Below are 25,329 nucleotides of genomic sequence, written 5' to 3'. Positions count from 1 at the left end.
GGCGCCCTACTTTCTCACGGAGGGCTTGGGGATCATTTCCCATAAGTAAAACAGCGCGGCAACCGCCACGGAATACAGCGCGCGGGGAAGGGTGCGGAAAAAGAGCCCGGAAAACAGCGAGCCCAGCGAATCGTGGAGCTTGAGCACCTGCACCGCCATAAAGAGCGCGTCGTGGACGATGAACACCACGATCAGCAGTACGGTCTTGACGAGCGGGTCGGTGCGCATCACGCGCTCGTTAAACAGGCCGATAAAGGCGCCGGTCAGGGTTTTCACGAGCGCGTTCTGCCCCAGAAGAGAGGGCGAATAGAGGTCTTGTCCCAACCCGAGAAAGAACCCGACAAAAATACCGGGCATCACGCCGTATTTGAGCGAAAAGAAAAAAAGCACGATGAGAAGAAGGTCGGGGGTAGCGTTCCCGAGGGAAATCGCGGGAACAAACGACGTCTGCAGGACGAGCGCCGCTAAGAACGCGATGAGCCATTTTACGGGATCGGGTATCATGGCGCCGCCTCAAGGGAATCGAGTTCGCTTTTGAATGACGCCCATCGGGGGGGCATTTTTATCACAAACACTTCCTCCAGCCGGTCGAAGTTCGCCTCGATTTTCACCCATGCCTTTTTGAACAGGGGGTCGCGGTTCTGTTCGAGCCTGGCAACAAGACCTGCCAGGAGTCCCCGCGGATAAATGCCTCCGAGGCCCGAGGTGATGACGCTGTCGCCGACCGCGACATCGGCGTGCGCCCTGAACATGATGAAGAAATCCGTGCCGTTTTCGGTTTCGAGGATGCCGATTTCCCGGGTGCGCCGGATCATGACGCTGGTGCGGTTCGCGGGATCGGCCATGAGTTGCACGAGCGACATGCGGCCCATGACCTTGATTAGCTTTCCCGCAACGCCGCGCGTGGTCATCACCGGCATGTAGGGCAGAAGGCCTTTGTCCTTCCCGACGTTGACAATTGCGCTGCGGGAGATGAGCGACGGGTCGCGCGCCACCACGCGCGCCGGCACCAGCGTATAGGGATACTGCCGGGAGATGTCGAGAAGGTCGGTGAGCCGCTCGTTTTCCTGCGTCCGGTCGGCCGTCTGGGCGAGCTTGACTGAAAGGGAGGCGACCTCCTCCTTGAGCCTGCGGTTCTCGGCGAAGATGTTCTTGATGTGCGTGGTCTGGGCGATGTAAAAATGGAACGGGTAAAAAATGCTGTAGATGAGGACCCTGCTGATGAGCTGCTGCTGCAGCACCGAGCTCGACAGCATCCAAAGGCACACGCCCGCCACGACCACGAGCGAGGTGATGTTGCGATGGGTGGCGAAAAACCGGATGATCCACTGCATGATTTACTCTGGCTGGGATTTCCTTAGCCCGGCCGACACACCAGGCTATCGCCTCCTGCCGGTGTTCAGGAGCACGGGCTTGTACGTTTCCAGGTTTTCCATGATCTTGAGCGCACCGCGCGCGACGCAGGTGAGCGGGTCGTCGATCACGTTGACCGGCAGGTTGGTTTCCTGGCGGAGCCGCTCGTCGAACCCGCGGAGGAGCGCGCTCCCGCCCGTCATGATTATTCCTTTGTCAAGAATGTCGGCCGACAGTTCGGGCGGCGTCTGCTCGAGCGCCTGCTTCACCGCCTCCACGATGGTGGAGATGGGCTCGTTGAGCGCGTCGCGGATCTCGGTGGACGTGATGCGCAGCGTCTTGGGGATGCCCGCCACGAGGTCGCGGCCCTTCACTTCCATCTCGAGTTCTTCCTCGAGCGGGAACGCGGAGCCGATCTGGATTTTTATCTGCTCGGCTGTCGTATCGCCGATGAGCAGGTTGTAGGTCTTCTTGAGGTACGAGACGATCGCCTCGTCCATTTCGTCGCCGCCCACGCGCACCGACATGTCGCACACCATGCCGAACAGCGCGATCACCGCGATCTCCGCGGTGCCGCCGCCGATATCGATTACCATGTTGCCCGACGGCTCGTTCACCGGAATGCCCATGCCGATGGCCGACGACATGGGCTCGGCGACCAGGTACACCTCGCGCACGCCCGCGCTCTCGGCCGAGTCGATCACCGCGCGCTTCTCAACTTCGGTGATGCCCGACGGCACGCCGATCACGGCGCGCGGCCTGAAGAGCGACGGGTATTTCCTGACTTTATTGATGAAGTGCTTGAGCATCTCCTCCACGAGGTCGAAGTCGGCGATCACGCCGTCCTTCATGGGACGGATCGCCTCAATTTCGCCCGGCGTGCGGCCGAGCATGCGTTTGGCCTCGAGGCCGAAGGCCTTCACGTTTTTTGTTGTTTTGTCAAGAGCAACGACCGACGGTTCGTCTATGAGAAGGCCCCTGCCGCTCACGTAGATGAGCGTGTTTGCCGTTCCGAGATCGATGCCTAGATCGTTCGAGAGAAAAGGAAAAAGTGCCATCTGGCAAGCCTCATAAAAATCAAAACGTGGAGAAACGGACATGATCAACTGCTGACGTTAAACCGGCTTTGAGCTTTAAAAAATAACGCGTTACGCACGACGCCAGCGGCAGTTCACTTTAAAAGAAAAATATACATCTTAACACCAATTTACGTAAAGAATTGTCGCAAAATGGAAAATGATATCAAACCTATAGGATTTATTGGCCTTGTGGGGCGGGTGGGAGTGAAGTTTTTGACGAATCAGGAACAGCGGGAGCAACCTTCTGCTCTACGGGCGTTTGCGTTTCCGGCAAAACGGTTTTTTCCGGCACCAGTGCACTGTCCGTCGGCACGGGTGCGGGCTTCTCCCCGGCACCTTTATTGGAGGACGAGAGGGTGTCGGGCACGGGCGCCGCCGGGACCGGGGCGGGAGCGGCTTTCTGTTCCGGAGGGGCGTTTTGAACGGCAGGAACCGGTTTGTTGACATGTGCGACTGGCTTCGGCTCCGGCAGGGAGTAGGTGAGCGCGAACGAAGGGTTGAAGTCAACGTCGGTCACGAGCGAACTTACCACGAAGGCCATGTCGAGGGTGAGCATGGCGAACCGCAGGGCCGCGCCGAAGTTGATGATCTCGGTCTCATAATTAAACCGTTTTCCAATCCGGATAGCCACATATTTAATGGGCCACGCCTCGATGCCCACGGGCACGGTCAGGCGGTTTGCGATCTGCGATGCCGAGGTTATTTTATTTCCCACGTCGCGGTACACGACGTCGGCGGCAACGGTGTACGGGATGCGCAGCAGCGTGTCGGTGTAGGCCGCGCCGGCGCGGCCGCTCCGCGGCAGGGGCGCCCCCTGCCCGAAATTTTTCGTTTCGTCAAGGAAGCCCGTGGTGGTTCCCACGTTGAGCACGCTGGCGCCCAGCGAAAGCTTTTGCGGCATAAGCCAGTAGGCGATGCCCGCGCTCAGGCAAATTCCGTAGGCGGTGGTGGTGACGATGCGCTCCTGAAGGCCGTTGATGGTGAGACCGAGCCCGAGGTTCTCATTCTTGTAGCCTACGCACAGGGACATGTCGGTGCCGTCGTAGGAACCGGGGGTGTTGTATTGGGGAACGGCGTTATAATCTGCGGGGATTATTCCGTCGATGAAATGATTGGCGACCGACGCGCCGAAAAAAAGATTTGAAATGCTCCAGGCTCCTTCAATGGACGCGATGGTGTAATCAAAGGGACGCGGCGAGGCGCACACCATGAGATAGGGCCTGTCGGTGAGCATGAGCGATGCGGGATTGAACGAGGTGAACCCGTACCCGCCCAGCGCCGTGCCCGCGTAGCCGAGGGCTATCTGCCGCGGCGCGGGCGGGTTGTCGAGAAACTGGAATCCGGCCATGGATGCTTCTTCGTCAAGCGCGAACACATCGAAGACGAGCGCAAGAAGCGGGATGAAGATGCGGGAAGATTTACGGATGATTCGGTTCATAAGTGATTGAAAGATACATCGTGATACTACGTGATTATCAATTCAATATTTGCCTCTCATCCTTTGAGGGAAATCTTTTCTGTGGAATAAACCGTTAAAATTTATATACAAGATCTAGCTTCTGGTCTATCCCCGCCCAGACCTTGTCGGTTGTTACCGCGTAATTAAGCACCAGCCCTTTTCTGACCTTGACAAGCTCCCAGCCGAATCCGGCGGTGATCTTAAAGGTGAAATCCCGCCAGTACGAACCGCCGTCCGACACGATGTCGCGGTCGATGACGATGTCGCCGAGGCCCGTGCGCAGGCAGAAGGTGCTCCAGCACTGCCACTCGAAGCCGGTGAAGAACTGCGCTGCCATCTTGTCAAGCCTTGTAAACGTCCCGTCAACGATGTAACCGTTGAGGTCGCAAGTCCACATGAGGGGTTTCCCCTGGAGGCTGGCGTGATACGCGCTGGCAAGAACGAATACCGGCATGACCATGTCGGTTATCAACGAGGGGCTGCCTTCGTCACCGAGGCCGTAGTCCTGCTCCAGGGACGACGAAACCTGCCACTCCATGTCGATGCTTGCCGGCGCGCCGGTGAGGAGTTGAAGCGGGTTGACATCGCGCACAATGAGCGCGAGCATGAGGCTGTCGGCGGGTTTGTACTGGACGGCGAGGGAGAACCCGCCCACGGCGGTCGCGTCGGAATAGGTGAGGCTCGTTTTCACATAGGACGTGGGCACGCGCTGGTAGAAAAACCCGACGGAAAGCCCGGCGGACAGGCGGCGCGTGATCAGGTAGCTGAGCGCGGCCTTCACCGTGAGCGTGGTGAATGAGCCGGCATCGAGCTTTTCCTCGGAGGCGTTGTACAGGTTGTCGATGAAGGGGTCGCCGCGGTACAGCGCGCCGAGGCCGATGCCGACGCGGGGCGGCAGCTTGAACTCAAACGAGGCAAACGCCTCGGTGCGGCCCATCGAATACAGGCCCGCGCCGAATGAGAATAGCCGTTTGTCAATGAGCGAGAGCTGCGCCGGGTTCCACCACGTGGAAAAATAACCGGGGGAGGCGCTCTCCGCCCCGCCCATGGCGGCAGCCTCTGCGTCAACGGGCGCCCGCAGATACGCGCCGGGCTGACCGCCCGACTGCGCGCGTGCGCCCATGGCCGCGCATAAAAGCGCCGCGGCCAGGACCGTCCCGATCCGCAAACTATTTTGCCACGATGATTTTTCCAAACGACCTTTCCCCCGTCTGCGCCGTTATCCTGAAATAGTACACGCCCACGGCCACGCGCTTTCCGGCGTTGTTGGTGCCGTCCCAGACATCACGCGTCCGGTCGGTGCTCCTGCCGTTGCCCAGCGGATCGTCCGTGCCGGCCTTGCGGTCCTCGTTGGTGATCACGTTCTTGACCAGGTCCATGTTCCAATCGTACACCGTGATGCTCACCTTTGAGGCCTTGGAAAGGCTGTAGGCGAAAATGGAACGCGTCGGGCCGAACGCACTCCCGCCCAGAATGCCGGGATAGGCATACGACTCCTTGAGGCTGCTCTCGATTTTTCTTTCACGGTGCACATACACAAAGGGGGTGCTGTCGGCCTCGTCCTGCGGCTCGTGGCGCGAGAAGAAAAGCCCGTTGTTGATGACGCCCGACGATGTGGTGCCGATCCAGAACGAGCCGCTAGTGTCCGATTTCGGGAGATACAGGATGTCGGCGATGTTGTCGGGCGTCAGGCCGTTCATGGCAAGGGAGATCCGGTGCGCAAACGACTGCTCGGAACGAAGGGTTTCGTTCTTGACGTTTCCGGAAAACGCGGACAAAATGCTGGTGTTCTCGTCCTTGTTGGGCTTTCTCGCGCAGTATACGGTGCTGTCCGGGCCGAAGGTGATGGAGGTTACGTATTGCGAAACGGCATAGGGTGCCCATGAGCTGTCCGCGGAATGGTACCGGTACAGCAGGGTGTCGAACGCGCCGCCGCCGCTCGCGGTGACGATGCTCGCAAAAAGCAAGGGCGAATGCATGCTCGAAAACAGGTCGAGGTATTTGTTAAACGGCCCGGGCGCGTTGGAAAGCCGCGCCGGAAACCGCGACCACAGGGTGTCTTTCGGCGAAAACCGGAACAGCGCGGCGGGCGTCAGCACATAGAGGAGCGTGGAGTCGGCGGACTGGTTGAGCGCGCCGACGGCAAGCACCTGCTTTGAGGAATCGGGGAACACGCTGAAACTGTCGGCGCTCGTCAGCCGCACCGCGGCGGGATCGAACCCGCGCTTGACACCGGGGAAAAACGCCTGCATGGTGCGGCCCGATGGGTCCCACCGCACCAGCCCGCCGTCGACGCAGGCGATCCAGAATGCGTTGCCGGCGTACGCGACGCCGATGCCCCGCACCTCCGCCGCGGCGGGAAGCGAATCGGGTTTGAACGGAAGCGCGATGCTGTCGTACGAATGGGCGGCATGGCGGTAGTACCAGAGTTTTGCGGTTCTTGTGAAGTGAAGCGTGTCGAGACAGACGACCGCGGTGCCGCCGCCGAACCCGAGGGCGAGAATGGAAAGCGGCGCCTTGTAGCCGAGCCAGGAAAGGGTGTCGGACGTTGCGATGGTGTAGTTGAGGCCCTGGTCGGTGACCATCCAGAGCGTGTCGCCGTCGCCGGCAAACCCGTAGATGTTGTTGCTCGTTATTTCCCGCGTGGGCAGATCGGCCCCGCCGGCGAGAGAAAGCGCGCACAGGACGAGCGCGCCGGCGAGCACGGCCTTGCGTAAATTATCTCTTGTCAACTATGCGCGCTCCTTTCGGCGGCTCGAACGTAAACGAGCCTTTCGGGATTTTCCCGTTCCACGTGGTCTTGGTGAATGCATAGGTGGTTTCGTTGCCGTGCGAATCGATGATAAAAAGTTCATGAACCACTGCCGACTTGCCCTCGGCGGTGATGCGGACGTATGAAGCGTCCCCTGATTTCTGGTCCGACGCGCTGTCGGCCTTCCATTCGAGAACGTCGTACCCATTCTTGTTTTTCGATGCGGTGAGGGGATAGTTACCGCAGTATTCCGCCACCATGCGCGAGGGGATCATGGAGGTGTTGTTTGACAGGGAAGAAATGACCACCTGCGACAGGTTCCTGTCGTACTGCCACAGGGTGGCGCCGTCGCTCACCCACAGCGTAGGGCCGAGATCTACCCGGAACTTGTCGCCCGGCGCGAGCAGGATGCTGCCGCGCAGGTTGTCGGTCTTCTCGCGCACCTTCCACACGATGCGGACGTCAACCGAGGCGGAGAGCGTTTTCGATCCGTTGTAATTCTGTTTGATCCTGTCAATAAGCCGGTCTTGTTGACAAAAGCAACAGGTTGCGGCGATGACGAGGAAAAGAAAGGTTGATGTGATTTGTCGCAAGGAATTGTCCGAATCTGTATATAAAAAACGTTGAATGATAACAACTGACAGTAAATTTTCCTCGACAACCGGCCTCCGCGGGTGCGCCCAACGGATGTGTGAATCTTGCGACTCGCGGTACCCGGCCGCACCCAGGAGAGGGGAGTGCCGAGGACCCCGCAGCCCCGTGAGGGGCGAGGAGGTCGAGGCCGGGGGAGATACCTCTCCCCCGGAAAAATCAACAAAAAGAATTACGAATATCCCAAAAAATTGTTTTTACAAATAGTTACAAACTTTGCCCGCCTGCCGCGCCCCCCGATTTCTGGCCCTGCAGGAAATGCTCGAGCTCGTCGGGCTTCATGCGCACCTCGCGCATCTTGCTGCCGTCGGGCGGGCCAACGATGCCGGCCTGGTGCAGCTCGTCCATGATGCGGCCGGCGCGCGCGTAGCCGATTTTCATCCTGCGCTGCAGAAGCGACGTTGAGCCCTGGCCCATGCTCACGATCATGCGCGCGGCCTCATCGAACAGATCGTCCCGGCCGCCGTCGCAGCTGTAGCCGTCGGGCCCGGCGGATGCGTCGCCGACAAGGTCGGAGAAATTCTCGAACTTGATCATTTCGTAATGCTGGTCGTTGATCTCCTTTGCCAGGCTTTCGACATCTTTTTCCGATATGTATGCGCCGTGATACCGTTCGAGGTCGGGCGCGCCGTTGCGCAGGAACAGCATGTCGCCTTCGCCGAGCAGTTGCTCGGCTCCCTGGTGGCCGAGGATAGTGCGGGAATCGATCGACTGAATGGTGCGGAACGCCATGCGCGACGCGAGGTTGGCCTTGATGGGCCCCGTGATGATGTCAACCGACGGCCGCTGCGTGGCCACCACGAGGTGGATGCCGGCTGCGCGGCCGAGCTGTGCGATGCGCAGGATGTGGCTTTCCACGTCCTTGGACGCGGTGAGCATGAGGTCTGCGAGCTCGTCGACGAAGATGACGATCCTCGGCAGCGCGATTTTTTCGTCTTCGGTAAGGGATTCCTCAGCGTATTCTTTTGCCGCAAGCCGCGCGTTGGCGCCCTCGATGTCGCGCGCGCGCAGTTTTTTAAGGAGCGCGAACCGGCGCTGTATCTCCATCACCACCCAGTACAGCGCCTTCACCGCCTCCTTGGGCTCGGTGACCACGGGCGAAACGAGATGGGGGATGCCCTCGTAAATAGTGAGCTCCACCTTTTTGGGGTCTATCATGATCATGCGCAGCTCGTGCGGCGTTTTCGTCATGAGCAGGCTGCACAGAATGGCGTTGATGCACACGCTCTTGCCCGATCCGGTCTGGCCCGCCACGAGCAGGTGCGGCATTTTGTCAACGTCGGTGACGAACGGGACGCCGGAGATGTTCTGTCCCACGATCATGGGCAGCTTTGCCTTTGCCTTCTTGAACGCGTCGGACATCAGGATGTGCTTGAAGTGCACGATCTGCTTGGTCTTGTTCGGCAGCTCGATGCCGATCGCGGCCTTGCCCGGGATGGGCGCCTCGATGCGGATCTTCTGGCCGCCCACGGCCATGGCGATGTCGTTCTGCAGGTTGAGCACGCGCGCCACCTTGACGCCGGGCGCAAGCTCGATCTCGTAGCGCGTCACTACCGGGCCGTAGCACACGTTGCTCACTTTGCCCTCGATGTCGAAGTTGAGCAACGTGCGCTCGAGGATCTGCGAGTTCTCGTTGATGGATTTTTCGTCGGCCTGCAGCGCGGTTTCGGGCGGGGTGGACAGCACGTCGGGCGAGGGCAGGCGGTACGGGTTCTGGTTCTCGATGGGCTTGCCGGGCAGCACGGGCGCCTTTGAGCGGCCGCCTGCTTCCCCTGTGTCAAGAGCTTCCTCCGGCACCGGTTCGGCCGCGGCTTCACCGGCGTCTTCGGGCTCGATGGCCATGGTGGTGATCTTGATGGGCTCCTTGAGCTTTTGCCTGAACGCCTGCAGGTCGCGTTCCTGTTGCAGCTGGCGTTCGTGTTCCACTTCGTCAATTTCCTCGCCCTTGCCGCCGGCCGCCTCTGCCGCGGCAGTCTCGGCCTTTTTGGGCTTGGCAGCGCCTTTGGCCCTGGCCGGCGTCTGGCCTTGTTTCGGCCGTGAAAAAACGCCGCCGAGCCAGAGCGCGGCGGCGATCACGAACTTGTACGCCGCCACGCTGGCGGAAACGGGGTTGATGCGGAAGCAGAGCAGTCCCGTGATCGCGATTGCGAAAAAGGAAATAAAATAGGGGCCGAACTCATGGCTGCCGAACAGGTAATGGAGCGCATCGGTGATCGCGTTGCCGATGAGGTTCTCGGTGACGGTGAATTTCTTCTGCGCGAGCGCGGGCAGGTTGTGGATGGCAAACACCAGCGATATCTCCACGACGAGCGCCGATATGAACAGCAGGGTATTGGTCTTGAGCTCGGTGCCGGCAAGGTTTTTCCACCCGATGAAGCAGAGGGAAAGCGGGAACAGCAGCGACGGCAGCGCGCCGAACAGGTACACGAGTCCCTTTGCCATACCGGTGCCGAAATACGGGCCGAGGACGTTTTCGGTGTTATTGACAAAAAAGGAAACAAGCGAGATAAGGACCAGCACGCCGAGCGCGATGAACGCCATGCCCCATACCGGATGGCCGTACACGGGCTTCTTTCGGGGCCGCGACGGCCGCCGCTCGCGCGGGGCCTTCTCTTCCTGTTCCTCTGGCTCGACGTCGTCTTGGTCCAGGTCGTCGTCTTCTTTTTCTGTTTTGTCGCCGTTTTTTGCCATGGCAGCGATTACTCCGGAAACTTTTTTTCAAGTGAATAAAGCGCGAAACGTACGATCTTTGCCTTTTTTGAAAGCTCGGATGCAGAAGTAACTTTTAAAAATTCCTCAATCACGCGGCCGGCCTCCTGGCCGCGCTTGAAATTCGCGCGAAGAACGTCGCCGGCCTTTGCGCGAAACAGCTCCTCGGGCCGGTTCCCGTCCGCAAACGGGTCTGAACCGGTATCGCGGCCCGCAAGCAGGTTACCGCGGCCGATCCCGGCTTCAACCGCGTCAAGCGAATGGCGCATTGATTTGAGAGAGACCGCGCAACGTTTGTCGAGCCGCATGAACCGGTAATATTCCTCGATCACGCGGAGCGCCTCGCGCAGCCGGTTGAGGTTCGCGTCGAGCACACGGTAGACCTGTTGTGAGGCAAGATCGGGTTTGTTTTTTTTCGGCATGAGCAAGGAAAGGGCATCCTTTTATTTGGCCGATTATGAATGAATATTCGCTATAAAATATAAGTAATGGGAGGGGAGACGGAATTGGAATTAGGCGGTATGTTGTTCAACGGGGGAAATTTGCTTTTTAAGGATGGAAGAGATAGTTTTTTAAGGTGATGTGTTGAGGGGTGTGACATATAGAAAAAGAATTGCGTGGCCCGCACCTTCAGGTCGGGCCCGTTGAATGGAACAGTTGTAAATTGAAATCATGAATAATCGTTTTAATCCAAAAGTCCATCCGGTTCATTACAATGTTGCCGGTCATGTACATGAACTGACATTTTCATGCTACAAGCAGCGTTCTTATCTGAGCGATCAGACAGCGTGCGAGCTTTTCTTGTCGGAATTGCAGAAAGCAGGAGATGAACACTTGTTTAGTTTATGGGCCTATGTTTTGATGCCTAACCACGCTCATCTGCTGATTTGGCCGCAAAAAACCAGTTATGATATTTCGAGAATTCAGAATGACATCAAAGGAAAGATGGCGAAACGGTATCGGGATCATATTTTATTTAATGAAAAAGACCGTTTTAAGTCGTTTATCCTTCTGGAAAGGAATCGAGAGGTGTTCAGGTTCTGGCAGCACGGCGGCGGATTTGACCGAAATCTTTGGAACGCAAAGGCTATCTGCGATTCGATAGGCTACATCGAAGCCAATCCGGTAAGAAAAAAATTGGCGTCAACTCCGGAGGAATACCGATGGTCTTCGGCATATGCCCGGATAAACAAATGTAGTTTGATCCCAGATAGATTCAACATGCCGGCTGTGATGCTCAATCCGCAAAGGCAGCAATTTACTTTTAGGTAAATTCTTTTTACAACCGGCAGAGGCCCGACCTGAAGGTCGGGGCACACGAAATATCCTAATAAAACCTATTTGAAATAAAAAAAAGGGTGGCCTGTATCTTTAGGTCAGGCCTGTTGCAAGCACAAGTATAATTATGATATGAAAACCACCATCTATTATTTCTCCGGCACCGGCAATTCCCTCCGCGTCGCAAGGGACCTTGCGGAAAAGTCCGGCGCAAGCACAATCCCCATAGCTTCAGTCATTGACGAGAAAGAAATCAAACCCGACGCCGACACCATCGGCATCATATTTCCGGTGTATTACAACGGCTTGCCGCCCATCATAAAAACCTTCGCCGAAAAGCTTTCCGTTCTTCCTTCCCAATATATTTTCGCCGTTGCCACCTACGGCGGCGGCATGGGCGATTCGTTCAGGAATCTCCATCGCATTCTCCGCGCACGCGGAGCGGGGCTTTCCGCAACCTTCGGCGTTCACATGCCGCAAAACGCGTTTAGAAAGTTTTGGGAGAATCATCAAAGAGTTTTTGCTGCCTCTAAAAGAAAGTTGGAAACCATCGGCGCAAGAATTGCGCGGCGACAAACGGGCAGCTTACTATCCGACAAGCTTTGGTACATGGCCCTGATCCCGCTTCGCCCATTGTTCAATTCGCTGGTCAGAAATTCTTTGGCAAAAGTCTCCGTCTCTCCGCGGGAAACGCCGGTGGAGGAACTCATCCATCGCGCAGACGCGGGCTTTCAAATAAATGACAAATGCAACGGCTGCGGCATCTGCGCGAAAGTCTGTCCTGTCAAGAACATCAAAATGGCAGACAATAGACCTCAGTGGCAGCATCACTGCGAAAACTGCCTTGCCTGCTACAACTGGTGCCCGAACCGGGCGATTATCGGGACGGTGGCGCAGAAGGGGTATTTTTACCGGCATCCGGAGGTTACCATGGCGGAAATTATTGAACAGCGGAAGACAAAATGATTGGACCATTCCATTCATCAAACATCACGCAAATCAGCATTTATCATTATAGTAATATTCACGCGTCATAATTAATTTTAGTCATGAATCATCAAACAATATGATAGAGGATAGTTCATGTTCGAAATCTCCACCGAATCCTCCTTTTCCGCGGCCCACCACCTCAACCGGTACGACGGCCCGTGCGAAAACGTGCACGGCCACAACTGGCAGGTGCGCGCCGTTGTCAGATGCGAAAAGCTCGACCCGATCGGCATCGGCATGGATTTCCGCACATTCAAGGCCGCGCTTACCGACGTGCTCAAGGAGCTCGACCACTCCGACCTCAACGCGCTGTTCGAGAAAAAGAACCAGAACCCCTCGTCGGAAAACTGCGCGCAGCACATCTTTGAGAAGCTCGAGGCGCTTGTCGCAAACAATGGCTGCAACATGGTGCGCGTGGAAGTGACCGAAACGCCGGGCAACACTGCGGCCTATTACCGGTGACCCATGCTTACCGTATGCGAAACATTCAAGAGCATCCAGGGTGAGTCCACGCTGGCGGGCGAGGTGTGCGCGTTCGTGCGGCTTGCGGGCTGCAACCTTTCGTGCGTGTATTGCGATTCGCGGTATGCGCGTACGGGCGGAACGAGCATGAGCGTGGACGACGTTTGCGCGTGGGTGCGCTCGCAGGAGTGCCGGCTGGTGGAAATCACGGGCGGCGAGCCCCTGCTGCAGAAAGAGACCGCCATCCTTGCCGGCCGGCTCTGCGACGACGGCCACACCGTGCTCGTGGAGACCAACGGCTCAAAGGACATCTCCATGCTCCCCGAGCCGTGCATACGAATACTTGATGTCAAGAGCCCTGCCAGCGGCGCGGGCGGCTCGCTGCACATGCCCAACCTCAACGAGCTGCGGCCGCACGACGAATGCAAGTTCGTGCTGTGCGACCGCGCCGATTTCGAATGGGCGGTCGATTTTGTCGCCCAATACCGGCTGGCCGGCCGGTGCACCATTATTTTCTCGCCTGCCTGGAACATCCTCGCGCCCAAGGACCTTGCCGCATGGATGCTTGAGAAAAACACGGTGGCGAGGCTGGGGCTGCAGGTGCACAAGTTCATCTGGGGCGACGCAAGGGGCCGTTGACATGCGGAAAAAAGCCGTGGTTCTCCTCAGCGGCGGGCTCGATTCGGCCACCTGCTGCGCTATTGCCAGATCGCATGGTTTCGAGATCCACGCGCTCTCGTTCGATTACGGGCAGCGCCATTCCACGGAACTGGCGGCGGCGAAGCGCGTGGCAAAATCCTTTTCCGTCAAGAACCATCTGACAATCAAGATTGACAAATCGGTATTGGCGGGAAGCTCCCTTACCTCGAAAAAACCGGTGCCGAAGAAACGGTCCCTTAAGAAAATCGGGTCTGAGATTCCGAGCACGTATGTTCCCGCGCGCAACACCATTTTTCTGTCCTATGCGGTTGCCTATGCGGAGATCATCGGCAGCAGGGACATCTTCATCGGGGTCAACGCGCTTGATTATTCCGGCTACCCGGACTGCAGGCCGCTCTATATAGCCGCGTTTGAAAAAATGGCCAACCTTGCGACCAAAGCGGGAGTTGAGGGAATAAGAATCAAAATTCATGCGCCGCTGATCAATTTGACAAAAGCGCAAATCATCAGGCGCGGCAAAAAGCTCGGCGTGGATTACGGCATCACGCACAGCTGCTATGATCCAGCGCCGTCAGGGCTTGCCTGCGGCGCCTGCGACAGTTGCCTGCTGCGGAAAAAGGGGTTTGAGCAGGCCGGGGTAAAAGATCCGACAAGATACATCAAAAAAGATGGCCACGGAGACACAGAGAACACAAAGTGAAAAGAAAGGTATTTCCCCAAGGAGGTTTGTGATGAAAAAAGTGCTCAAGATCACCGGAATAGTCGCCGGCGTGCTGCTCGCGCTTATGGTCATCGGCGCCTTCGTCGGCAGCATCGGCATGGGCGAGATCAAAAAGCTGACTATCGCCAACGTCGATCTTTCCCAAAAGGCCGACGGCGTGTACCGCGGCTCGTACCACAAGGGCAGGTGGAATTACGACGTCGAGGTGGCGGTGGCCGGCCACAAGATCATTGGCATAAAACAGACCAACCCTGCAATGCGGGCGACCAAGGGATTGACGGATAAGATTGCGGCAAAAATCATCGAGAAGCAGGCGGAGAAGATCGACGCGGTGTCGGGCGCGAGCGTGAACACCATGGCGATGTGCAAGGCGGTGGAAATCGCGCTGAACCAGGGAGCCGTTGTGAAGTGATCGCGCCAAAAAGGGCCGAGGGGTTTGTTGAGGGGGAACCAGGATGAAAACTGTATGCGCATGGTGCGGGAAGCTGCTTGACGATTCGGACAACGGCCGCGACTCCGGCGGCAAACCGATTTCACACGGAATATGCCCTGATTGCGCGCGCAGGCTCCTGTTGACGCAGGCAAGGCCGCTCCGGCGGTTCCTTAACCGCTTTGCCGAGCCGGTGTTCCTGGTGAACGCGGAGGGAAGGGTCATTGCCGGCAACGCGGCCGCCCTATCGGCGCTGGGCAAAAAACCGGAAGAAGTGGACGACAAACTCGGTGGAGACGCGATCGGGTGCAGATGGGCTTCATTGCCGGGTGGGTGCGGAAAGACCGTTCATTGCAAGACTTGCACCATCCGGAACACCGTCACCAACACGATTAACACTGGCAAAAGCAATATAAAGGTTCCGGCATATCCCGACCTCGCCAACATAACCGGGGATTTTCGTATTCGGTTTCTCATCACCACGGAAAAGGCAGGCGAGGGTGTGCTCCTCAGGATAGATGAAATAAAGCAAGAACGGGCATGAAGCGGCAACAGGAACGGGTCCGCAGAAAAAAATCGCATTCCACCAGCAGATGCTTATTTTGTTTCCGGCATCCTAACTACTATTTTCCTATAACAGTCGATAAAATGAATCTTCGATAATAACGCCTAACTTTCGGGAGGCAATCATGAAACTTTCACGGATGATTCTGCTCATTGGCGGCGCGGTGCTTGTCATGTCGGCAACCGCGCCCGCAAAATCGCTGCTGGAGAAGCCGATCTTCTGGATCAACGCGAAGACCGGGAAGCTTGACAGCTGCAAATACTGGAAGATGTTCATCGGCAAGTACGACGCGGTGACGCTCGTGCGGAAGTTTCCGGGCGAGGACTCCCTTCCCGTCAATGCCGACATCAACCTCACGGTGATGTCGAGCGGGTACATCGAGGGCTCCGGCTACTCGGCCAAGGGCCGCGTCGACTGCAACGCCTTGTTCGTGATCGACACCGGCGGTGGCGCCGTGAAGCTCCCGGTTGACAGCATCGACTATGTTTTCGCCGGCGGCGCAAAGGTGAAGCCGAGGGGTGGGAAGGTGTGCGACCTGGCCATCGACGTGGAGGGGAACAAGGTGCCCGGCGTTAGGCAGATGCTTTTGACGAAATACAAGCTGGTGGTGGATGCCGACGAGCGCAACCTCAAGCCGCTGGAAGACATCACGCTCGCGTATTTCTCCTTTTCCAAGTCCTCGCTCGCGGCGGCGCAGAAGGCGGACAAGGAGGCGGCCGCATCCGGCAAGTGATTTCCTGATTTGATCAACGTTGACAAAGGGGTGTCCTGCTGGACGCCCTTTTTTATTTCAGCATGTCAGGCGTGAAAATGGTCGCATGGTTCCTGCCGTGCTCCTTGGAAAAATAGAGCGCCTTGTCCGATGCGTCAATGAGGGGCTGCTGCGCCGCGGCGTGCTGGGGCATCACCGCGCAGCCCAGGCTGATGGTGACGTGGAGCTGCTTGTCAAGCGAGACAATGGCGCGCTGCTCCACGGTGCGGCGGATGCGCTCCGCGATGATCATGGCGCCCTCGCCCGCGGTTTCCGGGATGATCACGGCGAATTCCTCGCCGCCGTAGCGCGCCGCGATATCGTTGACGCGGATGGACTGCCTGATGCACTGCGCGATTTCCTTGAGCACCAGGTCGCCCACGGGGTGGCCGTAGGTGTCGTTGAACGACTTGAAATGGTCGATGTCCATGAGCAGCAGCGACAGGGGGCGCTTGTAGCGCCGGGCGCGCTCGATTTCCTTGGCGAGCTGCTCCTGGAAGGTTCGGTGGTTGTACAGCAACGTGAGGCCGTCGGTGCTGGCGAGCATTTCCATTTTCTGGTACAGGTGCGCTCGCTCGATGGCCACCGAAGCGTTGCCCAGCAGCGTTGAGAGGTATTTTTCGGTCTCGCCCGCGAACTGGTTTGCCGCGTCGCTCTCGATCGACAGCAGGCCCAGGATGCGCTGCTCCTCGTCGAGGATCGGGAAGATGATGAGCGACAGCATGGACGGGTTCCGCCCCTCGTTGGGCAGGAAGCGGTAATATTTCCCCCGGTACGACGGAAGGTTTCCCATGTTGACGATGGTCCGTTTTGTAAACGCGTACGAGTACAGGCCCGCGTTGATGGGGAATTCCATCCCCTCCTGCAGTTCCGGCGAGGCGCCCACAATCCGGTTGATCACGCCGCGCTTGGTCTGCTCGTTGAACGTGACGAGCATCATGCGCGCGGCGCGCGTGAGGAGGCCCACCATGCTGAACAGCACCTCGAACACCTGGTCGGCGCGCAGCGCGGTGATGAACTTTTGCGACGCCTCGTAGAAGATCTGGAAGCTCCTCGCGGCCCGCTCCTGCTCGAAACGCATGCGCACGTTGGTGATGAACGCGGCCGCGAGCACCGAGAACCGCCGCATCGTGTCCTTGTGCTGCTCGTTGAAGCAGTGCTTGTCGGGGCTGTCGACCACGAGCGCGCCCAGGAGCTCCTGGGAGTCCGAGAGGATGGGCACCGCGAGCACCGAGTTGATGGGCTCGAGCGCGGTATAATATAAAAGCTCGGCCGGGTACATGGTCAGATCGCCGGTCATAAAAGAGTTTTTCTCCACGCCCACGCGGCCCACGAGGCCTTTCCCGAGGGGAATCGCGATGCTGTTGTTGATGGCATGGCTCTTGGAATGGAACGAATTGAGCGCGAACACCTGGTTCACCTCATCGTACACAAACCCGAGCGCCGAATAGGCCTTAAAATTCCTGCTCATGAAATAGACAACGCTTGACAAAAGATCGTCCATGCTCGATTTGTTGTAGATGCCCGTGTCCGGTTCCATTAAAAGGTTCTTGGAATTGCCCGGAGCGGGGGAGGCGACGGGAGTGGGCATTGGCGGGCCCATGGCGAGCGCCGCGGTTTTTGCCGGTGCCGGGGAAGCCTGCCGGGCGCTGGCTGCGGGCCTCCGCTGGCGTACAATAAAATAAGGAATAAGGCCCGAAATAACAAGCGCCGCCAGGGGCTGCCAGAGCGGGGATATCCGGTGCGCGAGCAGTTGCAGCCAGTCGGGAGACTGGAACACGTTGAAATAGCCGTTGACAACCAGGGAACCAATCTCGGCGCCAAGGATAGAGCCGAGCACCACGAGCCATTGCGATGCCGAGCCCAGCGTTCCGTACAGGATGACCGCGGCGAAGTACAAAAGGAAAAGCGGGGACGACGGATAGCCGTAGAGGGCGCCATGGCTTGACAAATGCACTGCGGCGATGGCGAGCATCGCAATCAGGCAGGCCGGACCCAGCCGGAGAACCAGGATCAGTTCCTCCCGCGCCGCCACGATGACGCCCGCCATGCAGGCGGCCGCCAGGATTCCCAGCGCCCACGAAAGAAAGGGAACTTTCACAAGCGCGGGATCGGCCACTCCCGAGGCGAAAAATGCGGCGCAGGCGAGGAACAATACCGTAAGGGCGGCGTTGGCCGTGCTCGGTGGTCTTTTATTCATGCAGGCCCGCACCTCGGGAAAAACAATGTATTTTCATTGTTGCCGGAATCATTCTCATCTATTATTATCCGGGCGCCGGAGTCAAAAAAAGCGGGGCGGCGTTTGACCCTTAAGACATTGTAATATGCGCGCATGAGAAAATCAAAGCTTTTCGGAAGTTTCAAATCCTTTTTATCAAGTTTCCTGCCCGACGCCGCGATGGTGTCGCTGCTCAAATGGAGCGTGGCGCGGAAATACAAGGCGCCGCGGTTTGAATTTCCCTACGCGTGCGGCCCCCTCCCGCGCATCCTCGTCATTCTTCCCGAAGAGCCGCTTGCGGCGCTCCACCAGGTGTCGTGCCTCACCTCGGTTGCCGCGCATTTCAAGGCCGCGCATTTGGTGGCGCTGTGCGAAAAACGGGTGGCGCCGTTTTTCAAAACGCTCGGCACCGTTTCGAAATTCATGGAATACGACGCGGCGGACCGTTATCTTTTTTCAAGGGAATTCGACGGGATCGGAAGAGAAATAAGCGCCGGGCGCTTCGACATGTGCCTGATGCTCGAGCCGAATCCCGACCTTTCGCTGCTCTACTGCGCGGGCAAAAGCGCGGCCCAGGTGCGCATCGGCATCAAGGGCGCGGGAGACTATCCGTTCCTCAACCTGCATGTGAATCCCGCGCCGTGCCGCACCTATCTCACGGACCGGAGCATGCTTCTTGCCGCCATGCTCGGGGTTCCTTCGGGGCCCAAGGCGCGCTGGAGCGTGACCCGGGAAGCTGCCGATGAGGCGGGGCTTATGCTGCGCGAGATGAAGGTGCCGCTCGCGGCGCGGCTCATCGGCATCGACGGCGCGTATTTTTACCGCCGCCACGGCAGGCAGTGGACGCAGTCACTCCTTGACATGCTGCAGAAAAAACCGTTCGTGTGCTGGCTGTTTTCACACGGTGAACCGGGGGGAGACGCGGCGGCGTGGGCCGGCGAGCGGAACCTGCCGCTGCTCGCGGACCTGCCGGCGGCCCGCAGCGCCGCCGTTATTTCCAAATCGGAATTCGTGGTCGCTGGGCCCACCGTGTTGTTCGAGCTCGCCGATTTGCTGCGCACGTCCGCGGTGGGCGTGTTCGAGGAAGCGGAACTTGGCACATACTGCCGGGAGTCCGCGACGAGCAGGGGTCTGGGGTATGTAAGCCGTCCCGACGGTTCGACCATCGACGCCATTGAACGGTGCGTTGACGCCATGCCGGTAAAACGATAAGGACGGCATGAAAAACTTACTCTTTATTGCTGCGGTTTTATTTCACTTTTTTTATGCCGGCTGCTGCGCCCCAGAGTAGTACAATTCCGAGTCGGCCTGCCGGAAGTCGCTTAATGACAAATGCGAATCGGCGCAGGAGGCCTGCGGGGAGGTACCGATTCAGAAGGGACTCATTAAAAGCCGCAGCCAGAGCACGCCGCGCCCAGTTTTTTTGCTTACTTTTTAATCTTTCTTCGGGGATGATTATTCTTGCCCCTTCCTACCATCTGCCCGCCCTATAAATTGCCCTTGTTGATAAATTATAGAAAATTATCCCCAGATGAGTTATATTGGAATCATACCTGTTACAAGAACAGAATTTTTACACCTGGATCGACGAATATTTCTTGAGACGCAGGCTGTAAAGGGGCAAAAACAATGGAGCCGTCTTCGCACGTCTTCCCCCCGACACTATCCGCCGTCGACGAGGCTGCCGCGGGATTCTGCGGCCAGGTGAAGGAGCTCAACCCCAAGGTCGATGCCGCGCTCGTTGACAAAGCGTACCGATTTTCGTGGAACGCGCACCGCGACCAGAAGCGGAAGTCAGGCGACCCGTTCCTGGCGCATCCGGTGGCCGTGGCCCTCATCCTCGCCGAACAGAAGTTCGATTCCGTCACCGTCGCGGCCGGCCTGCTTCACGACGTGCTCGAGGATACTTCCATCACCCGCGAGAAGATCCGCGACGAGTTCGGCGAGGAGATCCTCCTGCTCGTCGAGGGCGTTACCAAGATCCAGCGCTTCCAGCTGCGATCGCGCGAGGAGCGCCAGGCCGAGACCTACCGCAAGATGCTTCTCTCCATGGCCGAGGACATCCGCGTCATCATCATCAAGTTCGCCGACCGCCTGCACAACCTGAGGACCCTCAGTTACCTCGAGCCCGCGAAGATCCGCCAGGTGGCTGCCGAAACGCTCGACATCTACGCACCGCTCGCGCACCGGCTGGGCATGGCGAAAATCAAGTGGGAGCTCGAGGACCTCGCGTTCAAATACCTCTACCCGGCCGAGCACAAGGAGATCGTGGCAAAGGTGGTCGCCTCGCGCGGCGAGCGGGAGGTGCTCATCGAGACTCTTGCCGAGCCGCTGCGCCGTCGGCTCAAGGAGGAGGGCATCGAGTCAACGGTCATCGGCAGGCCCAAGCATTTCTACAGCATCTACCGCAAGATGATACAGCGCAACAAGCCGTTCGAGGAGGTATATGACCTGCTCGCCATCCGCATCATCACCAACACGGTGCGCGACTGCTACTTTGCGCTCGGCGTGGTGCATTCGATGTGGAAGCCCATCCAGGAGCGATTCAAGGACTACATCAGCTCGCCCAAGCCCAACGGCTACCGGTCGCTGCACACCACGGTATTCGGCGAAAAGGGGAACATCATCGAGGTGCAGATCCGCACGTGGGAGATGAACCAGGTGGCAGAGGAGGGCATCGCCGCCCACTGGGTTTACAAAGAAGAAGGCGGCACCGCGGTCTCGCGCGACGACCGCTCGCTGTCGTGGCTGCGCAACATCATCGACTGGCAGAAGGACCTCACCGACTCGACCGAGTTCTACGAGTTCTTCAAGATCGACCTGTTCCACGCCGAGATCTTCGTGTTCACGCCCAAGGGCGACCTCATCTCGCTGCCCAAGGGCGCCACAGTGCTCGATTTCGCGTTCGCGGTCCACACCGACCTCGGCATCCACTGCATGGGCGCAAAGGTTGACGGAAAGATAGAGCCGGTCAGCAAGGAGCTCAAGAGCGGCATGACCGTGCAGGTGCTGCATTCGGTCAACAAGAAACCTTCGGTTGACTGGCTGCGCGAGGTAAAAACCGCCAAGGCGCGCTCCCGGATCCGGCGCTGGCTCAAGAGCGCCGGCCGCCAGGAGAGCATCGAGCTCGGCAAGAAGATCGTGGGCGCGCAGCTCAAGAAGATCAACCGCACCGGCGCGTTCATCGAACAGGCGCCCGCGATCCTGTCGTCGCTCGGCGTCAACACGCTCGACCGGCTCTACGAGATGATCGGCTCCGGTGAGCTCCCCGCGGCCCGTGTCATTGAATTTGTCCAGAACCGGAACGTGCGGCGGTTCGGGCCGTCGGCGATGGTGTCGCGCATCGTGCGCACCTTCCGCAGGGGAAACCGGGTGCGCGGCGTCCTCGTGGGCGGCTCCGACAACCTCATGGTGCGGTTCGCGAAATGCTGCAACCCGATCCCGGGCGATCCCATCACGGGGTTCGTCACGAGGGGACGCGGCATCGCCATCCACCGCACCGACTGCCCCAACGTGCCGCTGTTTTCCGACGACGAGGAACGCAAGGTTCAGGTGAGCTGGGACGAGGGCGAGGCGAAAAAATACACGGTGTCGCTGCAGATCACGGCCGGCGACCGGCCCGGCCTCCTGCACGAGGTGTCGGAGATATTTTCGAACCTCGGCGTCAACGTGTCGGACGGCAGCATCCGCACGCGGGGCCAGCAGGCGAACGCATTATTTACAATAGAGATTTCCGACAAGAACCAGCTCAAGCAGATTTTCAGGAGAATCCAGAAGGTTAAGGGGATCGAGAAGATCGTGCGGACAAAGGAGCGGGAGGATTTGTCGGAGAAGGAAGACGTGTGAAAAAAATATTCCAACCTCGGCCTCCGGCGGGCGGGGTCTCTCCTGGGTGTAGCGGGGCACCAGCCGCTGCAAGCCCGAACCTCCCGCTGGGCGCACCCTTGGACCGACGGCGAGAAAACGGCTTTTTCAACAACCTGTTAGGCCGCTCCACTCCGATAAAAATTAACACTCAAACTCTTACCTCCTCACCTTCCCAACAACTCAACTTCTAAACTTGTAACCCTCCACGCCCTCACCTCGTTTACGCGTCAACCCGTCAACTTGTTTTCGCATTTACTATTTTATTATCATGACTTTGGACGCCCTTACCATCGTTATTCTCTCCACCGGCTTCATCACCGGCGTGGGCGGCGGGGTAGGGCTGCTTTTCCTTTTTTCCTTCCTGCGGCCAAGGGAGGTCAAGGAGGAGCAGCATTATAAGACTACGTTTGCATTCCAGGGAAACCTTCGGCAGACCCATCTGCTTGACGCGATACAGTTCCTCGAGATCGGCAGGCGCGAGGGCATTCTCCACATCTACTGCGGAAGGCGCAAAGGGTATCTTATTTTCATCAAGGGCCAGGTGGTGGACGCGTTCTACAGGAATTTCACCAAGCGCGAGGCGGTGTTCGCCATGCTCGACCTTGAAGACGGCGATTTTTACTTTGAGCCAAAACACATTTCCCAGCCGCGCCTGATTTCGGACTCGGTCATGGACATCACGTTTGAGTGGGACGCGCGGAAAACAAGGAAGGCGGGCGGTGACGGTGTTGGCCGAACCTGATCTGAGATAGTATTTTATACTTTCCTTTAAAAAATATTCCTGAGAGGCGACAGACCATGAAGGACACGCTTAAAATCTTTTCCGGCAATTCGAACCCCGAACTTGCCAAAAAAATCTGCAGGCATGCGGGCATCGCGCCGGGAAAGTGCGAGATCATCAAGTTCAGCAACGAGAACATCAAGGTGCGGATCCTCGAAAGCGTGCGCGGCAAGGATGTGTATGTGGTGCAGTCGTCGTGCCCGCCGGTCAACGAGAACATCATGGAGATGCTCATCATGATCGACGCGATCAAGCATGCAAAGGCGGATTCGATCACCGCGGTGCTGCCGTACTACCCGTATGCGCGTTCGGACAAAAAAGACGAGCCGCGCATTTCCATCACGGCGCGGCTGATCGCTGACCTGCTCGAGACCGCAGGCGCCGACCGCGTCATGACCATGAATCTGCACTCGCCGCAGATCGCGGGCTTTTTCCGCATTCCGGTGGACCACCTGCTTGCCGGAAAGCTCATTTGTAAATATTATAAGGAAAAGGCGGGCATCGAAAACAGCGTGGTGGTGGCGCCCGATGCCGGGAGCGCGAAGCGCGCCGGCATATATGCCATCAACCTGGGCCTGCCGCTTGCCATCCTCGACAAGCGCCGAGACGACGATTCTGAATGCGCGAAGGTCCACCACGTGATCGGCGAGGTCAAAGGCAAGCGCGCCCTCATCTTCGACGACGAAATAGCCACGGGCGGCTCCATCCTCGAGGTGGTGCGGGCGCTGGAATCACTCGGCGTCAAGGAGATTGAGGCGAGCTGCGTGCACGCGGTGCTCTCCGGAAAAGCGGTGGAGCGGCTCGGCAAATCGCCGCTTTCGCGGCTCGTGGTCACCGACACCGTGACCATTCCCCCTGAAAAGCGGATGTCTAAAATGGTGGTGCTTTCGGTTTCCGAGCTTTTTGCAAAGGCAATTGTCTACAGCAACCGGGGCAGCTCGATAAGCGGGTTGTTTGGGACGATGTAGACAAACTACTGCAAATAGATCCGCTGCTAGCGTAAGCTGCCAATTTCCGGTTATTTTAAAATGAGGATCTTATTTTTAATTCATTAACCATCATTTTCCAATATCCGAACTTTAATTAATGGCAGATTTGGCTTTGCAAATGCACCATTTTTTTCTTGCATTTTTATCAAAAAGTGCTATATTTTCCTATAACTGCTTTGTAACCGATTTGAAATGCGATTGACGGGCCAGGATAATTAGCAAATTCAATTAGATAGACGAGGTAAGCGTTTTTTAAGCGAAACGGTTCAAGCGTTAAAAAACCTAAGTTTCTTTTTGCCTTACTATGAATTTCCGTCACCAAAGATAAACCCAATTTAATTTAAAAAGGGGGACTGATGAAACGATTTAGTGAACTTGTGTTGATGATTTTTGTTTGTGCGGCGAGCGTCTTCGCCTTGCCGAAAAATGTTACCGATACGTTGAAAATGGGACTTGTATGGTCCGACGAATTCAACGGCACCAAGCTGGATACGAGTTCCTGGTACAGCGATACCGGGCCGGTGTACAACGCAGAACAGGAGAAATACGTTGACAGTTGCATTGAAGTCAGCAACGGCAGCTTGAAGATTTGGTCCAAAAGTAAAATAACCGTTCCCGTTCGCGGGGGTGTTTATCCTTCCGGCCGAATCGACACCCATGACAGGAAGATATTTACCTACGGTTATTTTGAAGCGGCCCTTAAATGCCCGCAAGGAATGAATGGAAAGAATGGGCCTGGTCTGTGGTCTGCATGCTGGCTCCTGGGCAACAGCATCCAGCACGGCGTTGCGTGGCCCACCTGCGGCGAGATGGAACTCTACGAACAGAGAACCTGTTCCTGCATCGTACCCGCAAACGCGGCGCAGCCGGTGCCGGCGGTTGCGGGCGACGATGAATTCATCGCATGCTGCCACTACGGCATCAATGGCGCACCGAGCTATCACAGCTGCCAGCATAATTATCCCACGGCCCTCACCGACCGCTACCACACCTATGGGGTTCTGTGGGACACAACCTATGTAAAATATTATTTCGATGACACGTTGTTCTGGGGCCCGAATTACCCCTCCGCGCAATTCACCACCCCCAGCATTACTACACCAGACAATGCCGTGGCGTTTCGTTCGCCGTTCTACTGGATCATCAACGTCGCGGTGGGCGGCGCGTACCAGGGACAGAACATCGACGCTTCAATATTCCCGACGCACATGGACGTCGATTATGTCAGGGTGTACCAGAGGAACGCACCAACCATCGGTGTTAAAAATGATTTCAGGTATCACGCTCCGAAGCCGTCTTCATTCGTTCTTGCGGACCCGTCGGCCGCTCAGCTCAAGGTTTATGACCTGAGGGGGAAACTGGTTGCCGATTACACCAGTAAGGTCCGCGCAATGCAAAAGGGAGAAAATGCGCTGAAGGCGCTGCCTGCCGTCGGGGCAAATGCCTATGTGGTGCGGCTGTTTGATAACGGCAATTGGCAGTCTCAGAAATACGTGGCAACAAGATAACATTTCTTTTATTATCAAGAAAATAGCCCGGAAAAAATCCGGGCTATTTTTTTTATCCCCTTTTCGCGAGCACGCCCTATTTTTAAAGGCAAGGAATTCCGGACGG

General features: G+C 57.6%; 23 protein-coding genes. 13 read left to right on the top strand and 10 right to left on the bottom strand.

Features of this window, described 5'->3' with window-relative positions:
- Nucleotides 1-6 precede the first annotated feature (6 nt).
- From mreD to VLX68_05395, 9 genes are all read right to left on the bottom strand, one after another.
- Nucleotides 7-504, bottom strand: coding sequence for a rod shape-determining protein MreD (mreD, locus tag VLX68_05435; GenBank protein HUI91676.1), 498 nt, complete (start codon nucleotides 502-504; stop codon nucleotides 7-9).
- Complete coding sequence (gene mreC, locus VLX68_05430; protein ID HUI91675.1) at nucleotides 501-1,334, bottom strand: rod shape-determining protein MreC; 834 nt, start codon at nucleotides 1,332-1,334, stop codon at nucleotides 501-503. The genes mreD and mreC overlap by 4 nt, the downstream gene beginning before the upstream one ends.
- Nucleotides 1,335-1,379: 45 nt before the next feature.
- Nucleotides 1,380-2,411 carry a rod shape-determining protein gene (locus tag VLX68_05425; GenBank protein ID HUI91674.1) on the bottom strand — a complete coding sequence of 344 codons (1,032 nt, stop codon included), beginning with the start codon at nucleotides 2,409-2,411 and terminating at the stop codon, nucleotides 1,380-1,382.
- A 199-nt stretch (nucleotides 2,412-2,610) separates the two neighbouring features.
- Nucleotides 2,611-3,870 (bottom strand): hypothetical protein, encoded by a 1,260-nt coding sequence (locus tag VLX68_05420; GenBank protein HUI91673.1) that lies wholly within the window; start codon nucleotides 3,868-3,870, stop codon nucleotides 2,611-2,613.
- Between the two features lie 94 nt (nucleotides 3,871-3,964).
- Complete coding sequence (locus tag VLX68_05415) at nucleotides 3,965-5,086, bottom strand: hypothetical protein (protein ID HUI91672.1); 1,122 nt, start codon at nucleotides 5,084-5,086, stop codon at nucleotides 3,965-3,967.
- Complete coding sequence (locus tag VLX68_05410) at nucleotides 5,061-6,623, bottom strand: hypothetical protein (protein HUI91671.1); 1,563 nt, start codon at nucleotides 6,621-6,623, stop codon at nucleotides 5,061-5,063. Before VLX68_05410 ends, VLX68_05415 begins: the two co-directional genes overlap by 26 nt.
- A complete protein-coding gene (locus VLX68_05405) occupies nucleotides 6,610-7,236 on the bottom strand; it encodes an outer membrane lipoprotein carrier protein LolA (protein HUI91670.1) in 627 nt (208 codons plus the stop codon). The genes VLX68_05410 and VLX68_05405 overlap by 14 nt, the downstream gene beginning before the upstream one ends.
- A 265-nt stretch (nucleotides 7,237-7,501) precedes the next feature.
- Nucleotides 7,502-9,985 (bottom strand): DNA translocase FtsK, encoded by a 2,484-nt coding sequence (locus VLX68_05400; protein ID HUI91669.1) that lies wholly within the window; start codon nucleotides 9,983-9,985, stop codon nucleotides 7,502-7,504.
- A gap of 8 nt (nucleotides 9,986-9,993) precedes the next feature.
- Nucleotides 9,994-10,425, bottom strand: a complete 432-nt coding sequence (locus tag VLX68_05395; protein HUI91668.1) for a hypothetical protein — start codon at nucleotides 10,423-10,425, stop codon at nucleotides 9,994-9,996.
- 250 nt (nucleotides 10,426-10,675) lie between these two features.
- On the opposite strand from VLX68_05395, the gene VLX68_05390 reads away from it, so the two are divergent.
- From VLX68_05390 to VLX68_05355, 8 genes are all read left to right on the top strand, one after another.
- Nucleotides 10,676-11,275 carry a transposase gene (locus VLX68_05390; protein ID HUI91667.1) on the top strand — a complete coding sequence of 200 codons (600 nt, stop codon included), beginning with the start codon at nucleotides 10,676-10,678 and terminating at the stop codon, nucleotides 11,273-11,275.
- 138 nt (nucleotides 11,276-11,413) lie between these two features.
- Nucleotides 11,414-12,247: an EFR1 family ferrodoxin gene (locus VLX68_05385; protein ID HUI91666.1), complete on the top strand. Its 834-nt coding sequence runs from the start codon at nucleotides 11,414-11,416 to the stop codon at nucleotides 12,245-12,247.
- Nucleotides 12,248-12,364: 117 nt separating this feature from the next.
- Nucleotides 12,365-12,733: a 6-carboxytetrahydropterin synthase gene (locus tag VLX68_05380; protein HUI91665.1), complete on the top strand. Its 369-nt coding sequence runs from the start codon at nucleotides 12,365-12,367 to the stop codon at nucleotides 12,731-12,733.
- Nucleotides 12,734-12,736: 3 nt separating this feature from the next.
- Nucleotides 12,737-13,372 (top strand): radical SAM protein, encoded by a 636-nt coding sequence (locus VLX68_05375; GenBank protein HUI91664.1) that lies wholly within the window; start codon nucleotides 12,737-12,739, stop codon nucleotides 13,370-13,372.
- Between the two features lies 1 nt (nucleotide 13,373).
- Nucleotides 13,374-14,093 (top strand): 7-cyano-7-deazaguanine synthase QueC, encoded by a 720-nt coding sequence (gene queC, locus VLX68_05370; protein HUI91663.1) that lies wholly within the window; start codon nucleotides 13,374-13,376, stop codon nucleotides 14,091-14,093.
- Nucleotides 14,094-14,124: 31 nt separating this feature from the next.
- Nucleotides 14,125-14,526: an FMN-binding protein gene (locus VLX68_05365; protein ID HUI91662.1), complete on the top strand. Its 402-nt coding sequence runs from the start codon at nucleotides 14,125-14,127 to the stop codon at nucleotides 14,524-14,526.
- A 43-nt stretch (nucleotides 14,527-14,569) separates the two neighbouring features.
- Nucleotides 14,570-15,088, top strand: coding sequence for a hypothetical protein (locus VLX68_05360; GenBank protein ID HUI91661.1), 519 nt, complete (start codon nucleotides 14,570-14,572; stop codon nucleotides 15,086-15,088).
- 145 nt (nucleotides 15,089-15,233) lie between these two features.
- Nucleotides 15,234-15,842, top strand: coding sequence for a hypothetical protein (locus tag VLX68_05355; GenBank protein ID HUI91660.1), 609 nt, complete (start codon nucleotides 15,234-15,236; stop codon nucleotides 15,840-15,842).
- 52 nt (nucleotides 15,843-15,894) lie between these two features.
- On the opposite strand, the gene VLX68_05350 is transcribed toward VLX68_05355, so the two are convergent.
- Nucleotides 15,895-18,060 (bottom strand): diguanylate cyclase, encoded by a 2,166-nt coding sequence (locus VLX68_05350; GenBank protein ID HUI91659.1) that lies wholly within the window; start codon nucleotides 18,058-18,060, stop codon nucleotides 15,895-15,897.
- 132 nt (nucleotides 18,061-18,192) lie between these two features.
- On the opposite strand from VLX68_05350, the gene VLX68_05345 reads away from it, so the two are divergent.
- From VLX68_05345 to VLX68_05325, 5 genes are all read left to right on the top strand, one after another.
- On the top strand, nucleotides 18,193-19,290 hold the full coding sequence (locus VLX68_05345) for a hypothetical protein (protein HUI91658.1): 1,098 nt from the start codon (nucleotides 18,193-18,195) through the stop codon (nucleotides 19,288-19,290).
- 417 nt (nucleotides 19,291-19,707) lie between these two features.
- The gene (locus VLX68_05340; GenBank protein ID HUI91657.1) at nucleotides 19,708-21,924 is read left to right on the top strand and encodes a bifunctional (p)ppGpp synthetase/guanosine-3',5'-bis(diphosphate) 3'-pyrophosphohydrolase; all 2,217 of its coding nucleotides are present in this window, start codon (nucleotides 19,708-19,710) and stop codon (nucleotides 21,922-21,924) included.
- Nucleotides 21,925-22,213: 289 nt separating this feature from the next.
- Nucleotides 22,214-22,687 carry a DUF4388 domain-containing protein gene (locus VLX68_05335; GenBank protein HUI91656.1) on the top strand — a complete coding sequence of 158 codons (474 nt, stop codon included), beginning with the start codon at nucleotides 22,214-22,216 and terminating at the stop codon, nucleotides 22,685-22,687.
- 56 nt (nucleotides 22,688-22,743) lie between these two features.
- Nucleotides 22,744-23,694: a ribose-phosphate pyrophosphokinase gene (locus VLX68_05330; protein ID HUI91655.1), complete on the top strand. Its 951-nt coding sequence runs from the start codon at nucleotides 22,744-22,746 to the stop codon at nucleotides 23,692-23,694.
- 377 nt (nucleotides 23,695-24,071) lie between these two features.
- Nucleotides 24,072-25,223 carry a glycoside hydrolase family 16 protein gene (locus VLX68_05325; protein ID HUI91654.1) on the top strand — a complete coding sequence of 384 codons (1,152 nt, stop codon included), beginning with the start codon at nucleotides 24,072-24,074 and terminating at the stop codon, nucleotides 25,221-25,223.
- Nucleotides 25,224-25,329 lie beyond the last annotated feature (106 nt).

This window comes from Chitinivibrionales bacterium, from assembly GCA_035516255.1.
GTDB lineage: Bacteria > Fibrobacterota > Chitinivibrionia > Chitinivibrionales > FEN-1185 > FEN-1185.
This window is presented reverse-complemented; position numbering and strand designations above follow the sequence as displayed.

Excerpts from the sequence above, each read along its gene's own strand:
- mreD (HUI91676.1), bottom strand. The coding sequence starts at position 504 with ATGATACCCGATCCCGTAAAATGGCTCATCGCGTTCTTAGCGGCGCTC.
- mreC (HUI91675.1), bottom strand. The coding sequence starts at position 1,334 with ATGCAGTGGATCATCCGGTTTTTCGCCACCCATCGCAACATCACCTCG.
- VLX68_05425 (HUI91674.1), bottom strand. The coding sequence starts at position 2,411 with ATGGCACTTTTTCCTTTTCTCTCGAACGATCTAGGCATCGATCTCGGA.
- VLX68_05420 (HUI91673.1), bottom strand. The coding sequence starts at position 3,870 with ATGAACCGAATCATCCGTAAATCTTCCCGCATCTTCATCCCGCTTCTT.
- VLX68_05400 (HUI91669.1), bottom strand. The coding sequence starts at position 9,985 with ATGGCAAAAAACGGCGACAAAACAGAAAAAGAAGACGACGACCTGGAC.
- VLX68_05395 (HUI91668.1), bottom strand. The coding sequence starts at position 10,425 with ATGCCGAAAAAAAACAAACCCGATCTTGCCTCACAACAGGTCTACCGT.
- VLX68_05390 (HUI91667.1), top strand. The coding sequence starts at position 10,676 with ATGAATAATCGTTTTAATCCAAAAGTCCATCCGGTTCATTACAATGTT.
- VLX68_05385 (HUI91666.1), top strand. The coding sequence starts at position 11,414 with ATGAAAACCACCATCTATTATTTCTCCGGCACCGGCAATTCCCTCCGC.
- VLX68_05380 (HUI91665.1), top strand. The coding sequence starts at position 12,365 with ATGTTCGAAATCTCCACCGAATCCTCCTTTTCCGCGGCCCACCACCTC.
- VLX68_05375 (HUI91664.1), top strand. The coding sequence starts at position 12,737 with ATGCTTACCGTATGCGAAACATTCAAGAGCATCCAGGGTGAGTCCACG.
- queC (HUI91663.1), top strand. The coding sequence starts at position 13,374 with ATGCGGAAAAAAGCCGTGGTTCTCCTCAGCGGCGGGCTCGATTCGGCC.
- VLX68_05365 (HUI91662.1), top strand. The coding sequence starts at position 14,125 with ATGAAAAAAGTGCTCAAGATCACCGGAATAGTCGCCGGCGTGCTGCTC.
- VLX68_05360 (HUI91661.1), top strand. The coding sequence starts at position 14,570 with ATGAAAACTGTATGCGCATGGTGCGGGAAGCTGCTTGACGATTCGGAC.
- VLX68_05355 (HUI91660.1), top strand. The coding sequence starts at position 15,234 with ATGAAACTTTCACGGATGATTCTGCTCATTGGCGGCGCGGTGCTTGTC.
- VLX68_05350 (HUI91659.1), bottom strand. The coding sequence starts at position 18,060 with ATGAATAAAAGACCACCGAGCACGGCCAACGCCGCCCTTACGGTATTG.
- VLX68_05345 (HUI91658.1), top strand. The coding sequence starts at position 18,193 with ATGAGAAAATCAAAGCTTTTCGGAAGTTTCAAATCCTTTTTATCAAGT.
- VLX68_05340 (HUI91657.1), top strand. The coding sequence starts at position 19,708 with ATGGAGCCGTCTTCGCACGTCTTCCCCCCGACACTATCCGCCGTCGAC.
- VLX68_05335 (HUI91656.1), top strand. The coding sequence starts at position 22,214 with ATGACTTTGGACGCCCTTACCATCGTTATTCTCTCCACCGGCTTCATC.
- VLX68_05330 (HUI91655.1), top strand. The coding sequence starts at position 22,744 with ATGAAGGACACGCTTAAAATCTTTTCCGGCAATTCGAACCCCGAACTT.
- VLX68_05325 (HUI91654.1), top strand. The coding sequence starts at position 24,072 with ATGAAACGATTTAGTGAACTTGTGTTGATGATTTTTGTTTGTGCGGCG.